The organism is Herpetosiphon gulosus (genome assembly GCF_039545135.1).
Classification (GTDB): Bacteria; Chloroflexota; Chloroflexia; order Chloroflexales; family Herpetosiphonaceae; genus Herpetosiphon; species Herpetosiphon gulosus.
Genome location: NZ_BAABRU010000004.1, coordinates 94,875 through 115,923, shown reverse-complemented (window position 1 = coordinate 115,923; position 21,049 = coordinate 94,875). Strand labels below are relative to the sequence as shown.

20 protein-coding genes are annotated in these 21,049 nt (G+C 51.0%); 7 read left to right on the top strand and 13 right to left on the bottom strand.

Annotation, left to right across the window (positions count from 1 at the left end; all coding sequences use genetic code 11):
• Nucleotides 1–11: 11 nt before the first annotated feature.
• Nucleotides 12–1,304: a 1-acyl-sn-glycerol-3-phosphate acyltransferase gene (locus tag ABEB26_RS06260; RefSeq protein ID WP_345721123.1), complete on the bottom strand. Its 1,293-nt coding sequence runs from the start codon at nucleotides 1,302–1,304 to the stop codon at nucleotides 12–14.
• 49 nt (nucleotides 1,305–1,353) lie between these two features.
• On the opposite strand from ABEB26_RS06260, the gene ABEB26_RS06255 reads away from it, so the two are divergent.
• The 3 genes from ABEB26_RS06255 to ABEB26_RS06245 all read left to right on the top strand — a co-directional run bounded on the left by ABEB26_RS06255 (nucleotide 1,354) and on the right by ABEB26_RS06245 (nucleotide 3,800).
• Nucleotides 1,354–1,974 (top strand): hypothetical protein, encoded by a 621-nt coding sequence (locus ABEB26_RS06255; protein WP_345721122.1) that lies wholly within the window; start codon nucleotides 1,354–1,356, stop codon nucleotides 1,972–1,974.
• Nucleotides 1,975–2,142: 168 nt separating this feature from the next.
• A complete protein-coding gene (locus tag ABEB26_RS06250; protein ID WP_345721121.1) occupies nucleotides 2,143–2,358 on the top strand; it encodes a Franean1_4349 family RiPP in 216 nt (71 codons plus the stop codon).
• 476 nt (nucleotides 2,359–2,834) lie between these two features.
• Nucleotides 2,835–3,800 carry a PP2C family protein-serine/threonine phosphatase gene (locus tag ABEB26_RS06245; RefSeq protein ID WP_345721120.1) on the top strand — a complete coding sequence of 322 codons (966 nt, stop codon included), beginning with the start codon at nucleotides 2,835–2,837 and terminating at the stop codon, nucleotides 3,798–3,800.
• Here the strand turns inward: ABEB26_RS06245 and ABEB26_RS06240 are convergent.
• Entirely contained in the window at nucleotides 3,736–5,103 is a 1,368-nt protein-coding gene (locus ABEB26_RS06240; RefSeq protein ID WP_345721118.1) for a glycosyltransferase family 117 protein, read from the bottom strand. The two genes, ABEB26_RS06245 and ABEB26_RS06240, sit on opposite strands and share 65 nt — an antisense overlap.
• 6 nt (nucleotides 5,104–5,109) lie before the next feature.
• On the opposite strand from ABEB26_RS06240, the gene ABEB26_RS06235 reads away from it, so the two are divergent.
• On the top strand, nucleotides 5,110–6,267 hold the full coding sequence (locus ABEB26_RS06235; RefSeq protein ID WP_345721117.1) for a glycosyltransferase: 1,158 nt from the start codon (nucleotides 5,110–5,112) through the stop codon (nucleotides 6,265–6,267).
• Here the strand turns inward: ABEB26_RS06235 and ABEB26_RS06230 are convergent, their stop codons facing one another.
• From ABEB26_RS06230 to ABEB26_RS06215, 4 genes are all read right to left on the bottom strand, one after another.
• Nucleotides 6,268–7,305, bottom strand: coding sequence for a glycosyltransferase family 4 protein (locus tag ABEB26_RS06230; protein WP_345721116.1), 1,038 nt, complete (start codon nucleotides 7,303–7,305; stop codon nucleotides 6,268–6,270). It lies immediately after the preceding gene.
• 37 nt (nucleotides 7,306–7,342) lie between these two features.
• Nucleotides 7,343–7,993 carry an NUDIX hydrolase gene (locus ABEB26_RS06225; RefSeq protein ID WP_345721115.1) on the bottom strand — a complete coding sequence of 217 codons (651 nt, stop codon included), beginning with the start codon at nucleotides 7,991–7,993 and terminating at the stop codon, nucleotides 7,343–7,345.
• Nucleotides 7,994–8,069: 76 nt separating this feature from the next.
• Nucleotides 8,070–9,173 carry an ABC transporter ATP-binding protein gene (locus tag ABEB26_RS06220; RefSeq protein WP_345721114.1) on the bottom strand — a complete coding sequence of 368 codons (1,104 nt, stop codon included), beginning with the start codon at nucleotides 9,171–9,173 and terminating at the stop codon, nucleotides 8,070–8,072.
• The gene (locus ABEB26_RS06215; RefSeq protein ID WP_345721113.1) at nucleotides 9,154–10,086 is read right to left on the bottom strand and encodes a LacI family DNA-binding transcriptional regulator; all 933 of its coding nucleotides are present in this window, start codon (nucleotides 10,084–10,086) and stop codon (nucleotides 9,154–9,156) included. Before ABEB26_RS06215 ends, ABEB26_RS06220 begins: the two co-directional genes overlap by 20 nt.
• 83 nt (nucleotides 10,087–10,169) lie before the next feature.
• Between ABEB26_RS06215 and ABEB26_RS06210 the strand changes: the two genes are divergently transcribed.
• The 3 genes from ABEB26_RS06210 to ABEB26_RS06200 all read left to right on the top strand — a co-directional run bounded on the left by ABEB26_RS06210 (nucleotide 10,170) and on the right by ABEB26_RS06200 (nucleotide 13,074).
• On the top strand, nucleotides 10,170–11,114 hold the full coding sequence (locus ABEB26_RS06210; RefSeq protein ID WP_345721112.1) for a PAS domain-containing protein: 945 nt from the start codon (nucleotides 10,170–10,172) through the stop codon (nucleotides 11,112–11,114).
• A 240-nt stretch (nucleotides 11,115–11,354) separates the two neighbouring features.
• On the top strand, nucleotides 11,355–12,155 hold the full coding sequence (locus ABEB26_RS06205) for an alpha/beta hydrolase (protein ID WP_345721111.1): 801 nt from the start codon (nucleotides 11,355–11,357) through the stop codon (nucleotides 12,153–12,155).
• A 136-nt stretch (nucleotides 12,156–12,291) separates the two neighbouring features.
• A complete protein-coding gene (locus ABEB26_RS06200) occupies nucleotides 12,292–13,074 on the top strand; it encodes a GNAT family N-acetyltransferase (protein WP_345721110.1) in 783 nt (260 codons plus the stop codon).
• Here ABEB26_RS06200 and ABEB26_RS06195 read toward each other — a convergent pair.
• The 7 genes from ABEB26_RS06195 to ABEB26_RS06165 all read right to left on the bottom strand — a co-directional run bounded on the left by ABEB26_RS06195 (nucleotide 13,071) and on the right by ABEB26_RS06165 (nucleotide 20,945).
• Nucleotides 13,071–13,613 (bottom strand): redoxin domain-containing protein, encoded by a 543-nt coding sequence (locus ABEB26_RS06195; RefSeq protein WP_345721109.1) that lies wholly within the window; start codon nucleotides 13,611–13,613, stop codon nucleotides 13,071–13,073. The two genes, ABEB26_RS06200 and ABEB26_RS06195, sit on opposite strands and share 4 nt — an antisense overlap.
• A 72-nt stretch (nucleotides 13,614–13,685) precedes the next feature.
• Nucleotides 13,686–14,240, bottom strand: coding sequence for an AhpC/TSA family protein (locus tag ABEB26_RS06190; RefSeq protein ID WP_345721108.1), 555 nt, complete (start codon nucleotides 14,238–14,240; stop codon nucleotides 13,686–13,688).
• 79 nt (nucleotides 14,241–14,319) lie between these two features.
• Nucleotides 14,320–14,604, bottom strand: a complete 285-nt coding sequence (locus ABEB26_RS06185) for a hypothetical protein (protein ID WP_345721106.1) — start codon at nucleotides 14,602–14,604, stop codon at nucleotides 14,320–14,322.
• A 14-nt stretch (nucleotides 14,605–14,618) separates the two neighbouring features.
• Complete coding sequence (locus ABEB26_RS06180; protein WP_345721105.1) at nucleotides 14,619–16,109, bottom strand: hypothetical protein; 1,491 nt, start codon at nucleotides 16,107–16,109, stop codon at nucleotides 14,619–14,621.
• Nucleotides 16,110–16,280: 171 nt separating this feature from the next.
• The gene (locus ABEB26_RS06175) at nucleotides 16,281–16,538 is read right to left on the bottom strand and encodes a hypothetical protein (protein WP_345721104.1); all 258 of its coding nucleotides are present in this window, start codon (nucleotides 16,536–16,538) and stop codon (nucleotides 16,281–16,283) included.
• The gene (locus tag ABEB26_RS06170) at nucleotides 16,525–18,744 is read right to left on the bottom strand and encodes a pseudouridine synthase (RefSeq protein WP_345721103.1); all 2,220 of its coding nucleotides are present in this window, start codon (nucleotides 18,742–18,744) and stop codon (nucleotides 16,525–16,527) included. Before ABEB26_RS06170 ends, ABEB26_RS06175 begins: the two co-directional genes overlap by 14 nt.
• 263 nt (nucleotides 18,745–19,007) lie before the next feature.
• The gene (locus ABEB26_RS06165) at nucleotides 19,008–20,945 is read right to left on the bottom strand and encodes an LVIVD repeat-containing protein (protein ID WP_345721102.1); all 1,938 of its coding nucleotides are present in this window, start codon (nucleotides 20,943–20,945) and stop codon (nucleotides 19,008–19,010) included.
• Nucleotides 20,946–21,049: the final 104 nt, after the last annotated feature.

The following is a 21,049-nucleotide window of genomic DNA, read 5'->3' as shown; positions in this document are numbered from 1 at the left end:
TGCGTTTTTGATTAATCGTTCAAGCTCAAAATCGTATTCGAAATTTGCTCACCCAAATCGCGGCGGCGCTGTAAGAGTTGGGTCGTGAGGTCGGGCTGGGTCAACCGTAGCCACGAAGCGGCGGTGGCTTCGCGCACTGCCCGCCAGCGTTCACTCCAGCGCAGGGCAATAAAACCAAATAATGGAGCCAGCACAAGCACAATCAGGCCAGCCTGCCAGGTTGTCAATAACCCGATGATCAAGCTGCTAACAATCCAGCCAATTGGTTGCAGCACGATGCCTGCGATCAATTTAATCGTGCTCAACACCTCTAGCTCTTTGGTTACACGGGTGGCCACGATTCCGCTAAGCCGATACATTGGGTAACTGAGCACAATGCCGCAAGCGGCAGGAATAAAGGCGAGGGCTGTCCACAGAAATTTGCGCCAAAAGCGCCAACGGGTCGCTAAGGGTAATTGCGGTGACCATGGGTCGGCGATGCCCAAAAGCCGTAATGTGCGAGCGTAGCGCTGGGCTTTGGCAGCGAGTGTCGCCAAGTGCACCCGTTCGCTGGGCGTGAGCGAGGTATAAGCTTCGCGGCCACTTGGGCGTTTGCGGCGCAAGCGATCAACTGTCCAGCCGACCATCACTGGCAGGCCACGCAGTAATTCGGCATTACCTGCCTGAAACACCACGCCACCCAAATGCTCGGCCATACGGCTGGTCAAACCAGCAACTGCCTGTTCGCGTTCAGCCTCGGCATGCTGAAATTCGGCTACATGAATTGGTTTGCCAACTAATAAGAGCACCGAAGAACGAAAAATATGTTTATCTTCATACCATAAGCCAATTGGCACGATGTTGAGATCAAGTTGCCAATTGTGCTCAGCCTCGGCACCGAGCGCAATCCGGGCTGCGCCTGAGCGTAACGGCAACAAATAAGCCTCAGAATGTGATGTGCCTTCGGGAAATAAGGCTAAATGATGCTGATCAGCTAAAAGTTGGCGACAACGGGCAAAGGTCGTTTCATTCTGATCGCGGGTGTTGCTGCCTTCGGCGGCATCGCGTTGGCGATAGATTGGCAATGCCCCAAAGCTTTGCATCATCCAACGGCCAATGGGGTTGTTGAAAAAAGTATTTTTGGCCAAAAATGCCACCGGCTGGCCGAGAATTAACATCAACAAGAGCGGGTCAAGCAAGCCATTGGGGTGATTGAGCACAAACATTACCCGCCCACGTGGCAACTGCTCCAAGCCTTCGACGGCGATGCGAGGGTAGTACAAACGTAAGAGCCGAAACACCAGCCAACGTACAAAACGCCCCATGAAAATACCCCCAAATTTCTGTGATACGATAGCTGCAAAGGAGGCAGTTATGAATACCACCGAACTACGCGAATTGCTTGCTAGTTTGCCCCCAGCCTTACTCCAAGCGCTTGAAAGTGGCGATGTGCTGGCGGTTGAAGCCGCTTTTGCAATGCTGTCAGTCGAGCAACAACACTTGGTAGCCCAACAACTTGAGCAGTTTCAACAACTCCAGATTGAGCAAGCCCTTGACCGCTACGCTGAAGCCCCGACCATTGAGCAATTGATCGAACAACTGCCCGCTGATTTGCGCGAAGCAGTGCTGAATAATGATCAAGCCCAAATTCAGTTTTTGTATGATCGGCTAGAACGCCATGAGCAAGACCAACTCGGTGAATTATTGCTCAGCATTCAAATGCTGGTAGTGCAACAGAGTGATGCTGGCGGCGGAATGGATCTCGAAGATTTTGCAAGTTTGCTTGATGCTATTGTAGCAGCAACTGACGATCCTGCGCTACCACGCGCCGAATTACGCTTGACCTTGGCAGACCTTGAGAGCCTTGGTTGGCAACTCAGCGCGGCAGTTGAGCAGATTTGGGCGGGCGAACGTGATCCCCAACGTTTATTGAATGGCCTTGATGATCGTGATCGTGATCTGATTAACTATATTCTCGCGACGCTCAAGCATTAATATACTCAACATAACTAACAGTTGATTGTACCCAAAGATACATTGCTTGTTGTAGCCGAAGGCTTGCTTGAACTGTAAGAATGGCTTGAACTCCTGACCTATTGCTAATATCCAAGATCTTTATATAATGATGGTCAATCCAACACCCATACTCTGGAGGAATCCCGTATGAGTTCAAAGTACAGCGTGGAGTTTCAACGCCTGATCGATCAAGCCACCTCGGACGAAGCCTTCCGCCAAGAACTGTTGGATAGTAGCAATATTGCCGAAACTCTCAAAAACCATGGTTTTAACTTAACTGATGACGAATTGCAACAGGTCGAAGCATCTGCAACCAATTTCCAAGGATCAGGAGCCTCAGCTAGAATTAGCGGCTGGTATTAATTATTGGTTTAGGATTCAGCCACAATATTATAGGTAATGATATTGTGGCTGAAGAATATATAACTATGGGCCTAATTGATATTAAAAGTACTAAGAATATCGAAGATCAAACAGATTCTGTAAGAAAATCTGTTTTTTTTAATACCATTATTAATGTTGTTATTTATATTCATTTATTTTTTATAGTACTAATTTTTATTACATCTATTATTAATCAAGAAATGCGCTTTATGCCAATGCTTATATTGGCAATTGATATGAGTTATTTTCTATTCATTAAGTATGTAAGCAAAAAAGTCGATAATAATAAACCATATATTATATTTTGTGCCTATTCCAATCTAATGTTTATGGCACTAGCAGCGACAGACAGCAGTAATTCTGTTAATTTGTTTATGTATATGTGCAGTATCTGTATTATGTTATTTACATTTTTGGTGAACTATCAATCTGCACTTATAGCATTTTTTATTAATATGTCAATTATTTTTTACTTAATATATCAACCAAATTTTGCTTGGATAGCGGATCTATTACCAATATTAAGCTTTTTTGTAGTAACTACAGCGATTGCTTGGCTTTATCAACGCACACTTGATAATTCGATGATCTCGCTGCAAGCGGCTCGCCAGCAATTGATGCAAGATACCCTGATTCGCCAAGAGTTGGCGATTGCCCGTAATTTGCAGCAAGAACTCTATCCCAAGCCCCAACACTACAGCGAATGCCTTGATATTGGCGCTTCGGTGCAGCCTGCGCTCGAAACTAGCGGCGATTTGTATGATCTGATTCGCTTGAACGACGATGAGATTGCCATTATCGTGGGCGATGCAACTGGCAAGAGTGTGGCAGCAGCCATGGTGATGGCGATGACCCGCTCAATTATTCGCAGCGAAGCCCGCCGTTCGCGCAATCCAGGCCACGTTTTGCGCCATGTCAATGCCATTTTGCACGCCGACGATGCGGTCAATCAGATGATGACAGTCTGGTATGGGGTGCTGAATTTGCGCCATCATCAATTACGTTTTGCCAATGCTGGTCACCCTTTCCCGCTGTTGCGGCGTAATGGGGTGGTGCAAGAGCTAGAGGCCTTTGGCACGCCGCTGCGCTCGATTCGAAATTTCCCCTATGCCGAGCAAACCATCCAATTGCAAGCCAATGATCGCTTGGTGGTCTATACCGATGGCGTGATTGAAACCATGAACGAGCAACGCGAGTTATATAGTTTTGATCGTTGGTGTGCCGCTGTGCGCGATATTGAAGCCGAAAATACGGCTGGCCTGATCGATGCCTATTGTGCGGCGGTCGATGAGTTCCGGGGAGCCGCCCGTCAAGCTGATGACCTAACTCTGGTGGTCGTCGATATTATCAAAGATCCTAGCGAAGTGGTAACTCTTCCCGTTGCTGATACCACGGCTGTTGTTGTAACCGCTGATCAATAACCTCTACATCTGGTCGTATCCCCAAGACATTTTGCACATACCATGCACTAAATGTTGTTTGATCATCGTTGCTGAGCAATTGGCCATTGTGCGGTTGTTGTTGCAATAATACGATCGCTTGATCGCGGATTTGGGTTTGATCGCGTAGCGAAAATTGCCAGCCCAAGGGTAATGCGAGCAAGCTCAACACTGGCGCTAACCACATCCAACCAGCGATTTGGCGATACTGTGCTAAACCCACAACACCTATTCCCAGCAACCAACCAGCCAACACATGGATTGGCAAGAGATAGACTTGGGCATCAGCGCCGCCATAACTGATGGCCCAAAGCAGGGTAACTCCAGCCCAACCAACCAGCATCCAGCGTTGAGCAGGTATGATTTTTGTCCAACCAAAACCAATCAGCAATGGCCCGACGATCCACCAATAGCTGGCCAGCAAATCGCGACAAGCTAAAATGAGCCGTTGAATTTGCTCGCTCAGTGGTACGGCTCCAACTAAATAACGATATTCACTGGCGCTGATATGGGCAATTGCTCCTTCAACGCTGCTCCAATCACCCCAACTTGCTTGTGGAACCGTCGTACCGCGCCATGGCAACACCAAATAGCAACTGAGACCAAGCCCAAGCATCAACCAAAATAGCCCAATCTGCCGCCATTTAATCGACCATTTGGCTTTGAACCAAAACAAGCCGAAGCCAACCAGCCATGCGGCGACTGGCAGTTGCACGCCCAAACCCAAGCCTAAAACCAAGCCAAGTGCCGCCAACGTGCTGGTTTGTTGCCAACGCTGCCAGCGTAAACTCAGCCAAAGCAATAAAGCTTGAAACAAATTTGCCAAGGCATACACTTCAACCACCAGCGCTTGTTGCCAAATCCGTTGACTTAGCCCAACGCCTAAGCCAGCAGCCACCATTGCGCTCCAACGGATTTTGGGCGATTGCTCGCTGGCGCTTAATCCAACACTAGCAGCGAGCACGCCAGCACTCAATGCCGTAGCGATGGCACTCAACCACGCTAAACGCTGCGCTGGCTCGCCACCAAGCCAGTTGAGCGCAATTTGCCCAAACAGCAAATAAGTGGGTGAGCCTGGTGGATGCGGCACTGCGCCAATCCAGAGTGCCGTTGTCAGCTCGCCACTATCACTGCTGCCATAGGCCGTACTGATGGTTGGGCTGCTCATCAAGCAATAGATTGGCAATAACAACCCAACGATCAGCCAAGGGATCAACCGATCCATCCATTGTTTGGTTGGCTGCGTGATATAGTGTGACGATTGTTTTGCAATTTGAGGATTCATCGATCTATGCTTCCTGTTGTGATTGGGCTGCTTTTGGGGCTAGCCTCATTGATTTTATTGGTGCGTGATGCCTTGTTGCTCAACAAAATTCCCAAGATTGAGCCACGCCCAAGCCCTGAACCTGTGCCCAGCATCGCTGTGTTGGTGCCAGCCCGCAATGAAGCGCACAATATTGGCCATGTGTTGCGTGGTATGGAACAACAAACTCGGAGCGATTGGCAACTGAGTATTCTTGATGATCATTCAACTGATGCCACGGCTGCGATTGTAGCCGATGTTGCGGCGCAGGATCAACGGGTGCATTTATTGCAAGGCCAAGCATTGCCCGCTGGCTGGACAGGCAAGTGCTGGGCATGTTGGCAATTGGCCGAGGCCAGCACTAGCGAATGGTTGCTGTTTCTTGATGCTGATACCAAGCCCCAACCGGAGATGTTGCAACAAGCTCTAGCCTATGCCGAGGCCGAAAAACTCGATCTACTGACGTTTTTGCCTTTCTCGGAGCTGGGCAGTTTTTGGGAGCAAACCTTGCTGCCAGCCTTTTTCTCAATCATTCAGGCGGCCTATCCGGTCAGCAAAGTTAATACGCCTGGTTCAGGCGTGGTACTGGCGAATGGTCAGTTTATTTTGGTGCGACGCAGCGCCTACCAACGCGCAGGCGGCCATGCGGCAGTGCGTGATCGGGTGCTTGAAGATGTTGAGTTAGCACAGGCGATTGTGCGGGCTGGCGGGGTGATGCGGGCGGTGTATGCTGGCGAATTGCTGCGAGTGCGAATGTACACCAAGGGCAGTGAAGTGCGCGAGGGCTTGGTCAAAAATGCGATTGCTGGTTTGCGTAATGGTGGCCTGCGTTCGTCATGGGCTGGTTTTCGTCAGATTTTAGTTGGAGTTGTGCCATTTGGGTTGGGCTTGCTAAGCCTGTGGGCTTGGCTGCGACGCTGGACATTCTGGCCAAAACTCTTGTTGAGTGCGATGGCAGTACTGCTCAATGGCTTTGCTTTTTGGAGTTGGGGCCGCTTTATGCAGCAATTGTATGGCTTATCGCGCCGTCACGCTCTGCTTTTCCCCTTGGGGATTGTTTGCTATATGCTGTTGGCGGCTGAAGCAGCTTGGCGGATCTGGTCGGGGCGCGGGGTGACGTGGAAAGGCCGCACCTACAAAGAGTAATTAATCTAAAATTAATTGTTTGACCACATGCTCCCAACGAATGTTGGCGACCATGGCTGGCCCGTTGCTGCCAAGTTGGGCTGCCAAATCGGCAGAAGCCCACAATGTGTCGAGGCGGGCGGCCATGGCCCGAGCTTCGGCTGGGGCAACAAAGCCAGTTTTGCCATCGTGAATAAATTCTAGAACCGTACCCGAATCTTGGGCAGTTAGCACAGGCTTGGCCGCCTCAAGCGCTTCGATCGTGGCAAAGCCAAAATCCTCGTCGATTGGGGCATAGAAGACGGCGCGGGCATCGGCATACAAATCGATTAATATTTGATCATCCATCCAGCCGCGAAACTCAACCCGTTGTTCCAGCCCAAGCTGCCTGGCTAAGCCTTGCAGTTCGGCTAAGGCTGGGCCGCGTCCGCCAATAATTGCCTTGACTGGTTGTTCGGTATGGGTTAGGGCATGCAGCAATAAATCGAGTCGTTTGGCAGGATCAAGCCGCGAAATGCTCAGGATATAGGGTTCGTAACGGCCTTGACGTAAACGCCCGCTATAAATTGAAGGCGGATACAGCGGCGTGCTGGCGAGGCCATTGAAGCGTTGCAAGCGTTGGCTGACAATCTTGGAGATGCTAAAACGGCGTTTGGCTTCGGCTAAGGCCTGTTGATCGAGCCGGGTCAGGCTACGAGCCAGTTGATCATCATCGGGCTGACTGCCCCAATCGCTCCAACTTGTGCCGCGCCAATCGTAGAGTTGCCGATGTTGATGTACTAACCAAACGACTTTTTTGGGGTGGGCCACCGCATACGAGGGGAATTTGGTACAGATTACTTGATCGACAGGCCGATCTTCGACCTGGCTGAGATCGAGCATTCGCCAGGCCAAGGCGCTATTGAGCAACTCGCGATGCGGTGTGCGGGTGAAGGGCAAGGCCACTAAATCGGCTTCGTGGCCCGCTTGGCGCAAGGCTTGCAAGAGGCCTTCGGCCAGCAATTCGGCTCCACCACGGGCAAAAGGCACTTGGGCTGTACAAACAAGAATCCGTTTCATTGGCTCTCAGGGCTAAGCAATCAGCCGCCATTATACTTTAGATTTGCTGGAGCGCCGCTTGGACTCGCAAGGCTAGTTGGGTCAGAATAATCGAGGTTGCGCCCCAAATTTTATGCTCACCATAGGGATAATGCGGCACTTGCAGGGTCATCCCTCGAATAATCCGTTCTTCAGTTTGCACTGCATCGGCGGCCCAAAGCTGCTGCAAGGGCAAATGCACCACATCGGCAACTTCATGAGGGTTTAGGGCTAAATCAGGAGCATGATCGATCCAAGCGACAATTGGTGTAATTAAAAAATTGCTGACCGGAACATACAATTCGCTCAGCCGCCCGATGATTGTTGGTTGATGAGTTTGCAAGCCAACCTCTTCGTGGGCTTCGCGCAAGGCGGCGGCCTCCGGGCTAGCATCAGTTGGGTCGATCGAGCCGCCAGGTAGCGAGATTTCGCCAGTATGGCTGCGCAAATTGCCACTGCGCAGCGTTAATAGTACAAACAACTGCTCAGCTTGGGGATACAGCAAAGCCAACACTGCGCCATGGCGTGGCGTGATATGGGCTGGGGGCAATAAATCGCGACTAGGATTGCCATTGTCGAGGATTGGTAAAAGCCGTGAACGAGCTTCGTTATCGTGATGCAAATTGACAAGTTGCGCTTGGAGAGCCGCCACGAACGCTAGATTTGGCATACATCTCATTCCATTAAAACGAACAAAGACGTAGGTTGCTCCTACGTCTTTGTTATTATACCGTGAGTTGATCGGCTTAGATCAAAGCTTTTTCGGTGGCGATGTCAAAGATATGCATTTTTTCCATATCATAGACTGCGCGAATTGGCTGGCCTGGGCGGGCCGAGGTGCGTGGGTCGAAGCGCCCGATGATTGAGTGTTGGCCGCTTTGCAGGTAGGCATAAATTTCGCTACCCATTGGTTCGGTCACATCGACAGTGGTTTCAACGATCGCATCGCCGTTAATGCCTGGTGGCAAGAGCGCTGCATCGTGAACATCTTCGGGGCGCACGCCAAGCTCAACTTCTTTGCCAACATGCGATTCGATGTGGGCGCGGCGGCTGTTGGGAATTGGCACCGAGAAGCTGCCGCCGTCGAAGAACAAACGGCCATCGCCTTTGGTCAAGGTACCTTTGATGAAGTTCATCGAGGGCGAACCGATGAAGCCTGCCACAAATTTGTTGACGGGATGATCATACAAGGTTTGAGGGCTATCAAGTTGTTGCATGATCCCATCGCGCATCACCGCAATCCGTGAACCCATGGTCATCGCTTCGGTTTGGTCGTGGGTTACATAGATAAAGGTAGTTTTGAGCCGTTGATGCAATTTGCTAATTTCAGCCCGGGTTTGCACCCGCAACTTGGCATCCAAGTTCGAGAGTGGTTCGTCCATCAAGAAGACGGCTGGATCGCGCACGATTGCTCGGCCCAAGGCAACCCGTTGGCGTTGACCGCCCGAAAGTTGGCGTGGCTTGCGATCGAGCAAGTGACCAATCGCCATCATTTCGGCGGCTTCTTCGACGCGACGCTTGATTTCGGGCTTTGGCACTTTGCGCAGTTTCAAGCCGAACGCCATGTTATCAAACACCGTCATGTGAGGATACAAAGCGTAGCTTTGGAACACCATGGCAATATCGCGATCTTTGGGCGCGACGTTGTTGACCACGCGATCCCCGATTTTAATTTGGCCGTCGGTAATTTCTTCGAGGCCTGCCAAACAGCGCAAAGCCGTTGATTTACCACAGCCTGAAGGGCCGACCAGCACCAAAAATTCTTGATCAGGAATATCGATGTTGAGATCTTTGAGAACATGGACATCACCAAAGATTTTATTAACGTGATCAAACGTAATTGAAGCCATCTAGATCCTCCTTGAAACCTAATGAACCAATCACTAAGCTTGGGTTGAGCCATGTGCGGTGAGCAATGGCGCTCCCATCAAGCTGTTGTAGGAGTTTTCGCACCAAGGTATGTGCCCAAAGTTCGGTTGGCCAACGAAAGCCTGAGATGCCGCGTTGGGTATTGCTATGGCTAACGATCAGTGGTACTTTGGCATGATCGACCATCACCACTCCGGTTGCCAGTTGATTGCCACAGACGATTAAGCCATCGTAGTCGTTTTCGCTGGCGGCAAGCGCTTCGTAGGCGGCAACCCCATCGTGAAAACGATTGTTGGCTGGCTCGACGACCAACGCTGGATCAAAGGCAATACCTGCGCGGCGTAAAGCGCGGCGATAACCCAGATACCAACGGGCCGAACCTGGAATGCTGCGCGGTAGCGTAATCAGGCCGATCCGTTGCATCCCCGCATGGGTCAAGGTTTCAACCGCGCGTTGCGCCGCAAAGGCTGCATCACACAAAACGGCTGGTTGCTCAAACGGGGGAGCTAGCGCCCAAATTTGGGGCAATTGTGGGTCGAGTGCTGTACCAAAGCTAATCCAACCATCAGCCAAATCGCCACGGGCTTGGCTATCGGCAGGTTGTAGTAATAGACTATAGCCTGCGCTAGTTGCGGCATTGGTTGCTTCGAGCAGCCACGTGGCCAAATCGAGTTCACATAAAAGATTAGCTTGGGGTAACAGTACGCCAATAGTTAAGGTGCGTTGACGTTGCAGATTACGGCCTTGACGATGGGGTTGGTAGCCGAGTTTGGCAACTGCGGCTAGCACTTTGTTGCGCGTGGCTTCACTGACCGGCATGCTGTCGTTCAAGACATACGACACCGTGGCAACTGAAACCCCTGCTAATTGCGCAACATCCTTGATCGTTGCCATCGTTGGCCTCATCTATTTAAACGTTTAAATAGAGTATACTGCACTTATTTATCCTTGACAAGTTGCGATTAAAAGGGGGTTGTATGGCGCTTGGGCAACAACTGGTGCATCCCGATTGTTTGGCATTTGTCGCGGTGGTTGAGGAATTATTATCGCGCCGCCAGCAAGGCCTCGTGCCGCAAAATCGCTGGCAACTCGCCGATGATCCATGGGGGCCACGCGCTTGGAATCGTACCGAGTTGGAAGATATGGTTTATAGCAGCTACAAGCAGATGCGCAAAGGCCGCATCACCCGCCCGCCGCGCCGCGAGGTGGTGATGGATATTGCCGATTATCTGAATTGCACAGTCGAGGAGCGCAATCGTTTATTGATTGCCGCCGATGGTTCGCCGATTATGCCCTACCTGACTGGCACGGCGCTCACGCCAATTCTTGAGATTACAATTGAAATTGTGCAACAACTGAGCATGCCGGCCTTTGTGATCAATCGCGATTGGCAGATGCATTATTTCAACGAGCATTTGCTGAATTTGTTTGGGGTTACGCCCGAAATGTTGGCGGCGATTGAGCCAACTCAGTTGAATGTGCTGGGCTTGTTATGCAATCCAGATTTGCCCTTATACCCGCAGCTGATTCAAAATCGCGCTTCATGGCAGTTTATGGTGCGCAAAACGATTTATGGCTTTAAACAGGCCAATGTGCTATGCCAATATGAGCCATGGTATCAACAATTGGTCGCTGAGTTGTTGCAACTGCCTGAATTTGCTAGCCAATGGCCGACTGTTAGCCTTGACAAGCCGCTGGTTACGCCGAATATGGGGCTTGAATCACCAACAATTGTGCTAGAGGCATTAATTCCGCATACCAAGCCAGCGCCCAAACGGGCTTGGCTGCGACCATTGTTGATGTCGGCAGGCTATTTTCAATTTGATTTTCCGCAAATTGTGGCTTTTTTGCCTGCTAACGCCGAGAGCCAAGCGATTTATGCTGAAATTGGCGTGCCGCTGGGGATTAATCATAGCAACTAAACCATATAATATTTCAAGGGTTTGACTTGGTTCCCTCACCCCCTAGCCCCCTCTCCCACTGCGGCGGGAGAGGGGCGTTCCAGTCTTGCTTCCCCCTCGCCTCGCGTGCAGGAGAGGGGTTGGGGGTGAGGGAATTTACCATAACCGCAAAGGACATTTTGTACCTTGCGGTTGGACTAGAATCCATTCAGATAACTCGCCGCGACCGATGTCGCCTAGTAATGTTAAGGATGGATTGTCATGCCAACTAAAACGATTGTCTTGATTCACGGTCTTTTTGTTTCGAAACATTCATGGCAGCCGTGGGTTGAATATTACCAAACTAAGGGCTATACGGTATTAACTCCAGCTTGGCCAGGCCGCGATCAAAGTGTTGCCGAATTAAAGCAACGGGCCAATGATCCAGCTTTAGCTCAGCATACATTAAAAGAAAGTATCGATTATCATGGGCAATTTATTCAGCGCCTGCCCGAAAAACCAATTGTGATTGGCCACTCGATGGGCGGTTTGATTACCCAAATTTTGGCCAATCGCCAGTTGATTAGCGCTGGCGTGGCGATCGATTCAGCTCCGCCGCAGGGCGTAATCAGTACCAAATGGTCGTTTATCAAATCGGCCTTGCCCATGCTGAACCCGTTTCGCTCAACCAGTAAGCCTTTTATGATGCCGTTTGAGCATTTTCAATATACCTTTGTTAATGGCATGCCCTTGGCTGAGCAACAAGCGATTTATCAAAGCCAAGTTGTGCCCGAATCGCTGCATAATTTGCGCCAATCGTTGACCAGCGTTAGTTGGGTAGATTTCAAGGCTGAGCATGCGCCGCTGCTGCTGATTGCTGGCGAAATTGACCATATTATTCCGGCTTCGTTGAATTACAGCAATTATCGTAAATATCGTCACAGCAAATCGCTGACTGATTTCAAGCAATTTGCTGGGCGTAATCACTACATTGTCGGCCAACCAAACTGGCAAGAAGTTGCCGAATATGCCTTGAATTGGGTCGAAACCAAGGCTTTGGCTAGCCAATCAGTTGCGCAATAATTGGGAAACGCTTGTTTAACCGTGGCCTTGTCGCAACCAGGCTACGGTTTTTGGCGGCCAAATTCGGGCCGATGAATCAACATAAGCATGATGAATGGTGGTAAGCTAAGGGTTAATCAATCGAGATGAGGTTGCGATGATTGAACAACGACCCTTAGCCGAACTTGCCAACGATCGTCGTTTTCCGCCTGATCCCCAATTTAGCTTGGTGTATGCTGCGTTGCAGGCTGGTAACTCGCAAGGTTGCTACTGGCGGGCCAACACATGGAGCAGTTGCTGGGATCAAGCAAATAATGTGTTGTATTTGGCGAGCAATCGTCGGCTTGATCAGGCTGAATTTAACCAACACTGGTTGCAAACGGTGGTTCCGGCCATGCCTGCGCGACAGGTGATCAAACTGCGCTTGCTTGGTAACTCTCAACTTGAATTAGACCATGTGCTCAAGCCCTATCAAGCCCAGCCAAGCAGCAGCTACTTTTTTGCTGATCAAGGCCATGCAGTAAGCCAACCACAACTGCCAAGCCAATTTGAGTTAAAGCAACTTAATGCCGAAGTATTGCGACTGCCAAGCGCTCAGCCGATTCTGCAAGAAATTCGTTGGATGTGGCCTAGCCTTGAGCGCTTTCTTACCAACGGTTTGGGCTTAGCCATTCAGGTCGAGCAAACCTTGGTGGCATGGTGCACCGCTGAGTATGTTAGTTCCCAACGCTGTGGTTTAGGCATCGAAACCTTAGAAGCCTACCAACAACAAGGCTTGGGCTATGCCTTGGCAACCGCGATGATCGTGGCCTGTCGCCAACATGGTTTACAAGTGCATTGGGAATGTTCGAGCAAAAATCTCGCGTCGTATCGTTTGGCCCAAAAACTCGGCTTGCAAGCACAAGCAGGCTTGATCAACTATGGCTTGGTCTGGCTTTAGTTGGTTTGTTGCAAAGTTTGCAAGACGCTTGACCACTCGGGGTAGCGATAAATTGGGTTGGCCACATGATGATAGACAATTTGACCAGCCCGATTGATCGCTGCTGCACCGCCCAGCCGCCGCATTGAGCCAGCCCCATTCAATAACTCCATCCCGCCAACTAAGAGCTTGGCTTGGCGCATGAGCACCTGTGGCGAGAGCACTTGCAGCCACGAGCCTTCAACAATCTCAAAATAATCGTAAACTTGCAAACTTTGATCGACATAAATTGGGAAGGGAATGTTATACATCGAGCGAAAGCGCGAAACCAGCTCAAGATTGCCCATCATCAGTACCACAATTTGCCAGCCAGCGTCCTTAAAAGCTTGGTCGTAATCACGCAGATTCAACAAGGTTTGGCGGCAAATGCCACAGCCAATATTACGCATAAAAAAGATTAAGATTGGCTTTTCCTGCCAAAGACTTTCAAAGCCAACCCGCTCGCCTGTTTCATTCAAAACCCATAAATCAGTCATTGGGTTGCTCGTTACTACTGTCATCTTACCCATCCAATCGCGCTGTAAATTCACTATTGTAGGCTACGTGCGCTTGGCGGCATAAGGATGTATGGTTTAGGCGGCGCGTTGTAGTGGCGGCTCCACATAGGTTAGCACTTCATCCCAAGTTGGGTAGCGATAGATTGGGTTGGCGACATGATGAAAGCTAATTTCGGCCTGAGGATTGAGCAGCACGATGCCACCGAGGCGGCGTATTGATTCGGCAGTTAAATTGACCGATGAAGGAATGCCTTTGAATGCTAGCATCATCTGACGCGCTAAAACATGTGGGCCAGCGACTGTCCAAAGTGAGCCTTGACCAATTTCAAAGGCCTCGTAGACTTGCTGTTTGGGGTCGGAATAGACAGGAAATGGCAAGCGATTGAGCTGACGAAAGCCATGGGCCATTTTGGCATCGCCCATAATAATCACGGCAATTTCGCAGTGGGCATGGTGAAAGCGCTGTTGATATTCGCGCAAACGGTAGAGCTGTTGGCGACATAGGCCACAACCAACATGGCGCATTAACATTAACAAAAGTGAACGTTGTTGATAGCGTTGGAGCAAATCAACCGGATGATCGGTTTCATCCACCACCATTAAATTGCGCTCAACGATTTGGCCCTGCATAACACACCCCTCCTTGCTAAAAAGAAAACTGCATCACCCTCTGTTCGCTTAAACAAACCGAGGTAGATGCAGTCGCTGTTTAAAGATTGGATGAGGATTCGTTTTCGATGCGTTGTTCAGCAATTTTGCGTAGCCCACTGGCAGCTCGCCATATAACTGACACTAAGGCTAGCGTGATCAGCAGCCAGATGCCCCAAATCACAACACTATAACTACTTTGACGGGCGATAAAGGCCAATAATGGCAGCACGCACATTGTTGGCGAAAACAGCATGGCCAAGGCAATCGAACGCCGGAGTTTGCGTTCTTCAGGGCTTAAATTGGCACGATTGAGCGAACGTGGCTGCTGATCAGGTGACTGCATGAAACATCCTTGTACTAATTTGCTGGACAGCTCATGGCTGAGCTGGTTGGTTGGGCTGCTTGCGGATCGCGCTTAAAAATCAGGCTTTGTTTATCGGCATAAACCTCGCGCCAAGCCGAATTGGCTTGAACTGCGCTGAGCAAATCTTTGCCGTTTTCGCGATCCACTAGGATTGTATCAATTGAATCCTGCGCTAGCAGCCGTTCCCAATCGCGGCCTGCCATAATACAACTATAGGCTTGCCAATGTTCAGCGGGATATAAACCAACGCGCGGATCGATAAATACAGGCAATTGCTCACCAGCTTGCCAGATTAAATAGCTGCCATAGCCGAGATCATGGAAGTAGGTTTGGCGTGGTGGATTGGCCTGCAAAAATTCGACTGCTTGAATTGGCGTGGTAGCACTGGCCAGTTTTGCTTGAGGCAAATTGCCAGATGCTCCCTGCAAAGCCGCTGGCAAAGGCAGCCAAATGCGCATAATTGGTTGCAGGAGCAACCCAATCAAGCTGAGCGTGATCGTTAATCCAGCAATCCATGCGGGTGCGCTGGGGTTGCGTTTAATCAAGCGTAAGCGACCACGGCGTACAATCGCTTCGGCAATAATCGGACCTGCCACACTACCAAACCAAAATTGATAACGCATGCTGAGCAAGCTAAAAGCTGCCATAATTGCCGTTATGATCAGATCGGCACTACGCATGCGCTGCCAAACCACCGATAGCATGATGATGGCAATTAAGCTGACCGCCAATCCAATTTGGGCGCTTGGGGTGGCTAGATTTAATAGTGGTGAGCCTGATTGAGTTTGTAAAGCTTCGGGAACTGTGCTGGTTAATTGTTGCCATGCAGCGATCCAGCCATTCCAGCCATGCAGGTTGAGTAAACTAGCGATGGTCGTAGTTGCTGTGGCGATTTGCAGTGCTCGGGCAGTTGCATAAATTGGGGCTTCATCATGATCGCGCCGCCGATCGATAATTGCTCCAAGGGCGGTTGTTGCGACGAGGATTGGTCCAAAGATAAAGCTTTCATGCAGGTTGACCCAAAGTAATTGGATAAGCGGGATCAACCAGAGGTATTTAGTTGCCCAGCGTTCGGCAGCAACCTCGCTAACAATCACAAAACTGGCGATAAATAGCAGCCAAGCAAACATTGCAGGCTGGACTTGCCAATGATTGAAACTTACCAACACACTCAACAACAAACCGAGCATGGCGGCACGCCCATTAGCTTTCACCCGCCGCCACATATGCCAGAGCAATAAACCATAACTACCAATTAATAAAAGGCTGCGGATTTGTAAAATTGCTACCAAACCACCAAGTTGATAGATCCCCGAAAAGAGGAATTGGCTGAGCCAATTTTGGTAGAAAAAAGCTGTATTAGCTTGGGTGGCGGAAAAAACGCCAACCGTGGGAATACTGCCGCTCGTGCGAATCAGATCGCCAATTTTGAGCTGCCACCAAAAATCCTCTGGTGTAACCAGCCATAAGCTACCAACTGCCATTGCGAGCGCAAAAAAGAGCAAAGCCCACCAGATTGGTGCAGACCATTGGATGCGTCGGATATGCTGCTCCTTCCTTGATCCTGAATGCTAGCCCGATTTTAGCATAGTTTGTTAAATGCCAAACACTGCCTGAAACTCAAGCAGTGTTTGGGAGATTGATGGTTTGATGAATTAGGCTTTAAGGCTTGCTAGCAATTGATCGACCAGCACTTCTTGCCGTACCAACTCGCGGCGGAGCTGAATTTCGGCTTGCGCAGTTTGCAATGCCTGTTCACGAGCTTGGGTCACCAGTTCTGGTTCACCACAACGCTTGGCTAGCGCAATCCGTTCTGTCCAACGCTGAGATTCATGGGCGTAGCGTTCGGCTTGACGGCGCGTTCGATCCCGTTCAACTGCTAATTGTAGATAGGCCTGTTTAAGCTTGTTCATCACCGCCTGCCTTTTTCAAGCGCCGTACCACACGCATCCGACGTGCTGGCTGAGCTGCTTGCTCGGCAACAGGCGCTGGCGTAGGTGCTGGCGTTGGCGCTGGATTATTGCGGGCTGAAATTGGCCCACGTTCAACCATTTTTTCGCGTGGTGCTGCTGATCGATCATCGAAACCACGGCGGTCATCACGGCCACGGTTATCGAAACCACGGCGGTCATCACGGCCACGGTTATCAAATCCACGGCGGTCGTCGCGACCACGGTTATCAAATCCACGGCGGTCAAATGAGCCTTGGTTGCTTGGGCGGCGACCGCCAAAGGTATTTTTAGGGCGATCATCACCACGATGAGCACGATCAAGCGCTAAGCCACGCTCACCACGTGGTCGATCATCGAAAAATTCTTCGCGACGGTTGGTACGATCAAATCCGCTGGCATCGCGACGAGGGCCACGGTCGCCAAAACCGCCACCTTCACGGCGTGGGCCACGGTCGCCAAAACCGCCACCTTCGCGACGAGGGCCACGGTCGCCAAAACCGCCACCTTCACGGCGTGGGCCACGGTCGCCAAAACCGCCACCTTCGCGACGAGGGCCGTCACCTTCGCGGCGGGGGCCGCGTTCGCCAAAGCCGCCACCTTCACGGCGAGGGCCGCGTTCACCGAAGCCGCCACCTTCACGACGAGGGCCACGGTCGCCAAAATCGCGGCGAGGGCCGTCACCTTCGCGGCGAGGGCCACGGTCACCAAAATCGCGGCGAGGGCCATCACCTTCGCGGCGGGGGCCACGGTCGCCGAAATCGCCATCGCGGCGTGGGCCACGGTCGCCAAAGCCACCACCTTCGCGGCGAGGGTTGCGTTCGCCAAAGCCACCACCTTCGCGGCGCGGGCCACGGTCGCCGAAATCGCCGCCATCACGACGGGGGCCGCGTTCACCAAAGCCACCACCTTCGCGGCGCGGGCCACGGTCGCCAAAATCGCCACCTTCGCGGCGTGGGCTACGGTCGCTAAATCCACCTTCGCGGCGTGGACCGCGGTCGCCAAAATCGCCTTCGCGGCGAGGACCACGGTCGCTAAATCCACCTTCGCGGCGAGGGCCGCGTTCGCCGAAACCGCCACCATCACGGCGCGGGCCACGGTCGCCAAAATCGCCTTCGCGGCGAGGGCCACGGTCGCTAAATCCACCTTCGCGGCGAGGACCACGATCGCTAGGGCTGCCACCATCACGGCGGGGGCCACGGTCGCTAAATCCACCTTCGCGGCGAGGTTCTGGGCGACGGCGTGGGCGATCGGCGGAGCGTTCTTCTTCGATTGAGAAATCTTCAAATGACATTGTATTTTCCTGTGAAGTAAAGTGAGGCGCTCGTTGTAAGCGCGGTTCAACATCAGCCCGACGTTCTACCAACTGTCCAGACCGATCAATGCGCCGAACTTGACGGCGTGGCTTGCCACCCTCGGCGTTTTCTTGTGGGCGTACTGGTGTCCATGCTTTGCTTTGCTTGCCGTGCATGCGCAAGCGATCAATTTCGGTGGGCGTTAATGCTCGCCATTGGCCTGCTTGTAATTCACCTAAAGTTAGTGGGCCTTCGCGTAAACGAATCAAGCGGCGGACTTCTAAGCCTAATGCTTCGGCAACCCGCCGAATTTGGCGGTTGCGACCTTCGTGAATAACCACCCGAACCCATGTCCCATCGGCGGTTTCATTTAATAGTTCGATCCAAGCGGGTGCTGTTTTGCCATCGTCAAGTTCAACCCCATTGCGCCATTCGCGTAGTTGCTCAACTGATGGTGTTTGGTTTAACAAGGCCTGATATTCTTTTTCGACTTCGAATGATGGGTGGGTCAAACGGAACGTGAGATCCCCATCATCGGTCATCAACAATAGCCCTTCGCTATCGTAATCGAGGCGGCCTACGGGAAATAAACGATTGTGCGATTTGACTAAATCGGCGACGGTTTGGCGGCCTTCAGGGTCATGCAACGTAGTCATGACGCTGCTTGGTTTGTGCAATAAGACGTAATGAAGCTCGGTTGGAGGTGTAATTTGTTCGCCATCAACTCGAATGTCATCTTTATCGGGGTCGATCTGGGTTCCTAATTCGCGTTGAACTCGTCCATTAACCGATACGCGCCCAGCCAACATCAAATCTTCGCAAGCCCGACGTGAATCTACGCCAGCCCGCGCCAAAAACTTATGTAAACGTTCCATTATTACTCCACAGGTCGTGGTTCTACTGTTGGGGTCGTCAGTGCATGCTTGAATGATCGGGAGTACAGCGGACATCCGAACGATAATACGTGCATCAAGCGACGAGGTTCTTCACAGTGGTAGTGCCTCCTAACGGCACCTTTGGCCCATTATAACATAGCTTTAATCAAAATAAGCAAATAGTGTGCAAAATGCTTAAAAAAGCACTGCTGACGCGAATCTATAGCAGATTATGCGCCAGCAGTTCGTTATTCGATGCTTAATTAGTTTTTGCTGATTGCAGGCAAAAATAGGTGATACTCTGGCTCAAGCACAAACATACCACCACCATGATAGCTCAAGGCCACAATCTCCTTACCATGCAGCGCAGGTAGAATCCATGAATCGCGAGCAAGTAGGGTTTCTGTAACAACTTGAGGGTTGCTCGGTTGGCTAATATCAATTTGGCGAATGCCACCATGTTCGCCAACATAGGCACTTGCGCCGTCAACAACGATGCCATCAATCAGGCTATCGCCCATTCGGCCTGCTTGGGTTGGTTGGCTGGGGTTGCTGATATCAACAATTTCTAAGCCGCTAGTCGTTGCCAAATAGGCATAATTATCCTGAATCACCAGATCCATGGCGAACCAATTTTCAGCATATTGACCAATCATCTGAATGTTATCGGGGTTGCTTACATCGAGAATCCGCAGGCCGCCCTCGTTATCGGCCACATACACGGTTTGATCGATTACAGCCAGTTGGGCGACTTTGCTGGTGTAGAACTGGCTATGCTCAACTGGATTGGCCAAATCGCTGAGATCGAAAATTCGTACACTACCACCAACACCTTGATCGTTGATCGATTCGCCAACATAGACCATCGGCCCATTCACAGCAATCGCTGCTGGAAAACCAGCGGTTGCAAAGAAACTGATTTGAGTTGGCGCAGTTGGATCGCTCACATCGATTACATAAATCCCATGGCTCCAATCAACCATATACACCAACGAGCCTTGGACAGCAATATCGGTGACGGCGTTGCGCTCGGTGGTTAAATCGAAGCGGCCAATCACGCTTGGTTGTTGGGGATTGCGCAAATCAACAATGCACAAACCACGGCCCCAATCGGCTACATAGGCATAATCGCCAACCACTTGCAAGGCCACATTTTCCTTGCAGCCAGGAGTTTCGGTCGTATCGATGCGGGTAGGAGCTTGGCGATTGCTCCAATCGAAGACATTAATTTGGCCTGAACGAGTTAGCACATAGCCAAGGTTTTGCTGGGCAATTAAAGCTGTTGGCCAACCAAGCACCGTTTCAGAGCTGGCAGCAATTTCGGTCGGCGTGATTGGGTTGGTAATATCCCACGTGTGCAAGGCATAATCTAGCCCAATCATCGTGAGTGTGTTGCCACTTGTGGTTAGTTGCAGGCCAGCAACATCATCGGTTTGGTGGATAATGCTTGGGTTGCTGCCAGCGCTGATATCAACCACGCGCAGGCCCATTTGGGTGTTAACATAAGCATAATTAGCGGCAATTTCGATATCTAAAATATCGCCAAGGATGATTGAGCCTTTGAGGGTTGGAGTCATGGGCGTGCTCAAATCGACGATATTCAAGCTATCGAAGCCCGAAAGCCATGATTGAATATTGAGATAAACATGATCGCCTTGAACCGTCGCGGCGGCAATGCCATATTGATTAAGCTGATTGACCAATTGTGGTTGGCTGGGGTTGCTCAAATCGAACACCTGCAAGCCATCATCAACCTGCACATAGACATAAGCTTGATAGCTGAAAACGCTCATGGCCGATAATTCAAGCGGATAAAAACTTACCAGCGTTGGCGTTAATGGGGTGGCTAGCGAAAATGTAGCCAAGCCATGTTCACGGCCATAGCCCAAGGCGGCGTACAAATAACCCTCGCCTAGCGCTAAATCTTGCACGGTAGCAGGCAAAAGGCTGCTTTGGTTGGCTAAATTTGGCTGATGAGGATTGTGCAAATCGTAGGTTACGACCCGTGGACCGATTCCAACATAGGCGGCCTGTGTGGTAACCACCATATTTGAACTATCGCCGCCAAGTTGACCACGAATTGCCAATTGGCTTGGGCTTGATTGAGGGCTTTGGGCGGCCAGCGGGGTAGCATGTTGGCTAGCGAGTGCGCTAATGGCCAGCATCAGCAGCAAACTACAACGAAAAAAACGACGAACCACTCGTACCTCCAAAGGCAGTATGTCCCGAATACTGCGTCAAGAATGGGTATCTGGTGTCAACCGCAACCAAATTCTCCTCGGGCTTCACCCAAAACTGCACGGTA

What these genes read in the sequence shown, in the direction of transcription:
- ABEB26_RS06260 (WP_345721123.1), bottom strand. Translation starts at nt 1,304, where the DNA reads ATGGGGCGTTTTGTACGTTGGCTGGTGTTTCGGCTCTTACGTTTGTAC.
- ABEB26_RS06255 (WP_345721122.1), top strand. Translation starts at nt 1,354, where the DNA reads ATGAATACCACCGAACTACGCGAATTGCTTGCTAGTTTGCCCCCAGCC.
- ABEB26_RS06250 (WP_345721121.1), top strand. Translation starts at nt 2,143, where the DNA reads ATGAGTTCAAAGTACAGCGTGGAGTTTCAACGCCTGATCGATCAAGCC.
- ABEB26_RS06245 (WP_345721120.1), top strand. Translation starts at nt 2,835, where the DNA reads ATGTCAATTATTTTTTACTTAATATATCAACCAAATTTTGCTTGGATA.
- ABEB26_RS06240 (WP_345721118.1), bottom strand. Translation starts at nt 5,103, where the DNA reads ATGAATCCTCAAATTGCAAAACAATCGTCACACTATATCACGCAGCCA.
- ABEB26_RS06235 (WP_345721117.1), top strand. Translation starts at nt 5,110, where the DNA reads ATGCTTCCTGTTGTGATTGGGCTGCTTTTGGGGCTAGCCTCATTGATT.
- ABEB26_RS06230 (WP_345721116.1), bottom strand. Translation starts at nt 7,305, where the DNA reads ATGAAACGGATTCTTGTTTGTACAGCCCAAGTGCCTTTTGCCCGTGGT.
- ABEB26_RS06225 (WP_345721115.1), bottom strand. Translation starts at nt 7,993, where the DNA reads ATGCCAAATCTAGCGTTCGTGGCGGCTCTCCAAGCGCAACTTGTCAAT.
- ABEB26_RS06220 (WP_345721114.1), bottom strand. Translation starts at nt 9,173, where the DNA reads ATGGCTTCAATTACGTTTGATCACGTTAATAAAATCTTTGGTGATGTC.
- ABEB26_RS06215 (WP_345721113.1), bottom strand. Translation starts at nt 10,086, where the DNA reads ATGGCAACGATCAAGGATGTTGCGCAATTAGCAGGGGTTTCAGTTGCC.
- ABEB26_RS06210 (WP_345721112.1), top strand. Translation starts at nt 10,170, where the DNA reads ATGGCGCTTGGGCAACAACTGGTGCATCCCGATTGTTTGGCATTTGTC.
- ABEB26_RS06205 (WP_345721111.1), top strand. Translation starts at nt 11,355, where the DNA reads ATGCCAACTAAAACGATTGTCTTGATTCACGGTCTTTTTGTTTCGAAA.
- ABEB26_RS06200 (WP_345721110.1), top strand. Translation starts at nt 12,292, where the DNA reads ATGATTGAACAACGACCCTTAGCCGAACTTGCCAACGATCGTCGTTTT.
- ABEB26_RS06195 (WP_345721109.1), bottom strand. Translation starts at nt 13,613, where the DNA reads ATGACAGTAGTAACGAGCAACCCAATGACTGATTTATGGGTTTTGAAT.
- ABEB26_RS06190 (WP_345721108.1), bottom strand. Translation starts at nt 14,240, where the DNA reads ATGCAGGGCCAAATCGTTGAGCGCAATTTAATGGTGGTGGATGAAACC.
- ABEB26_RS06185 (WP_345721106.1), bottom strand. Translation starts at nt 14,604, where the DNA reads ATGCAGTCACCTGATCAGCAGCCACGTTCGCTCAATCGTGCCAATTTA.
- ABEB26_RS06180 (WP_345721105.1), bottom strand. Translation starts at nt 16,109, where the DNA reads ATGGCAGTTGGTAGCTTATGGCTGGTTACACCAGAGGATTTTTGGTGG.
- ABEB26_RS06175 (WP_345721104.1), bottom strand. Translation starts at nt 16,538, where the DNA reads ATGAACAAGCTTAAACAGGCCTATCTACAATTAGCAGTTGAACGGGAT.
- ABEB26_RS06170 (WP_345721103.1), bottom strand. Translation starts at nt 18,744, where the DNA reads ATGGAACGTTTACATAAGTTTTTGGCGCGGGCTGGCGTAGATTCACGT.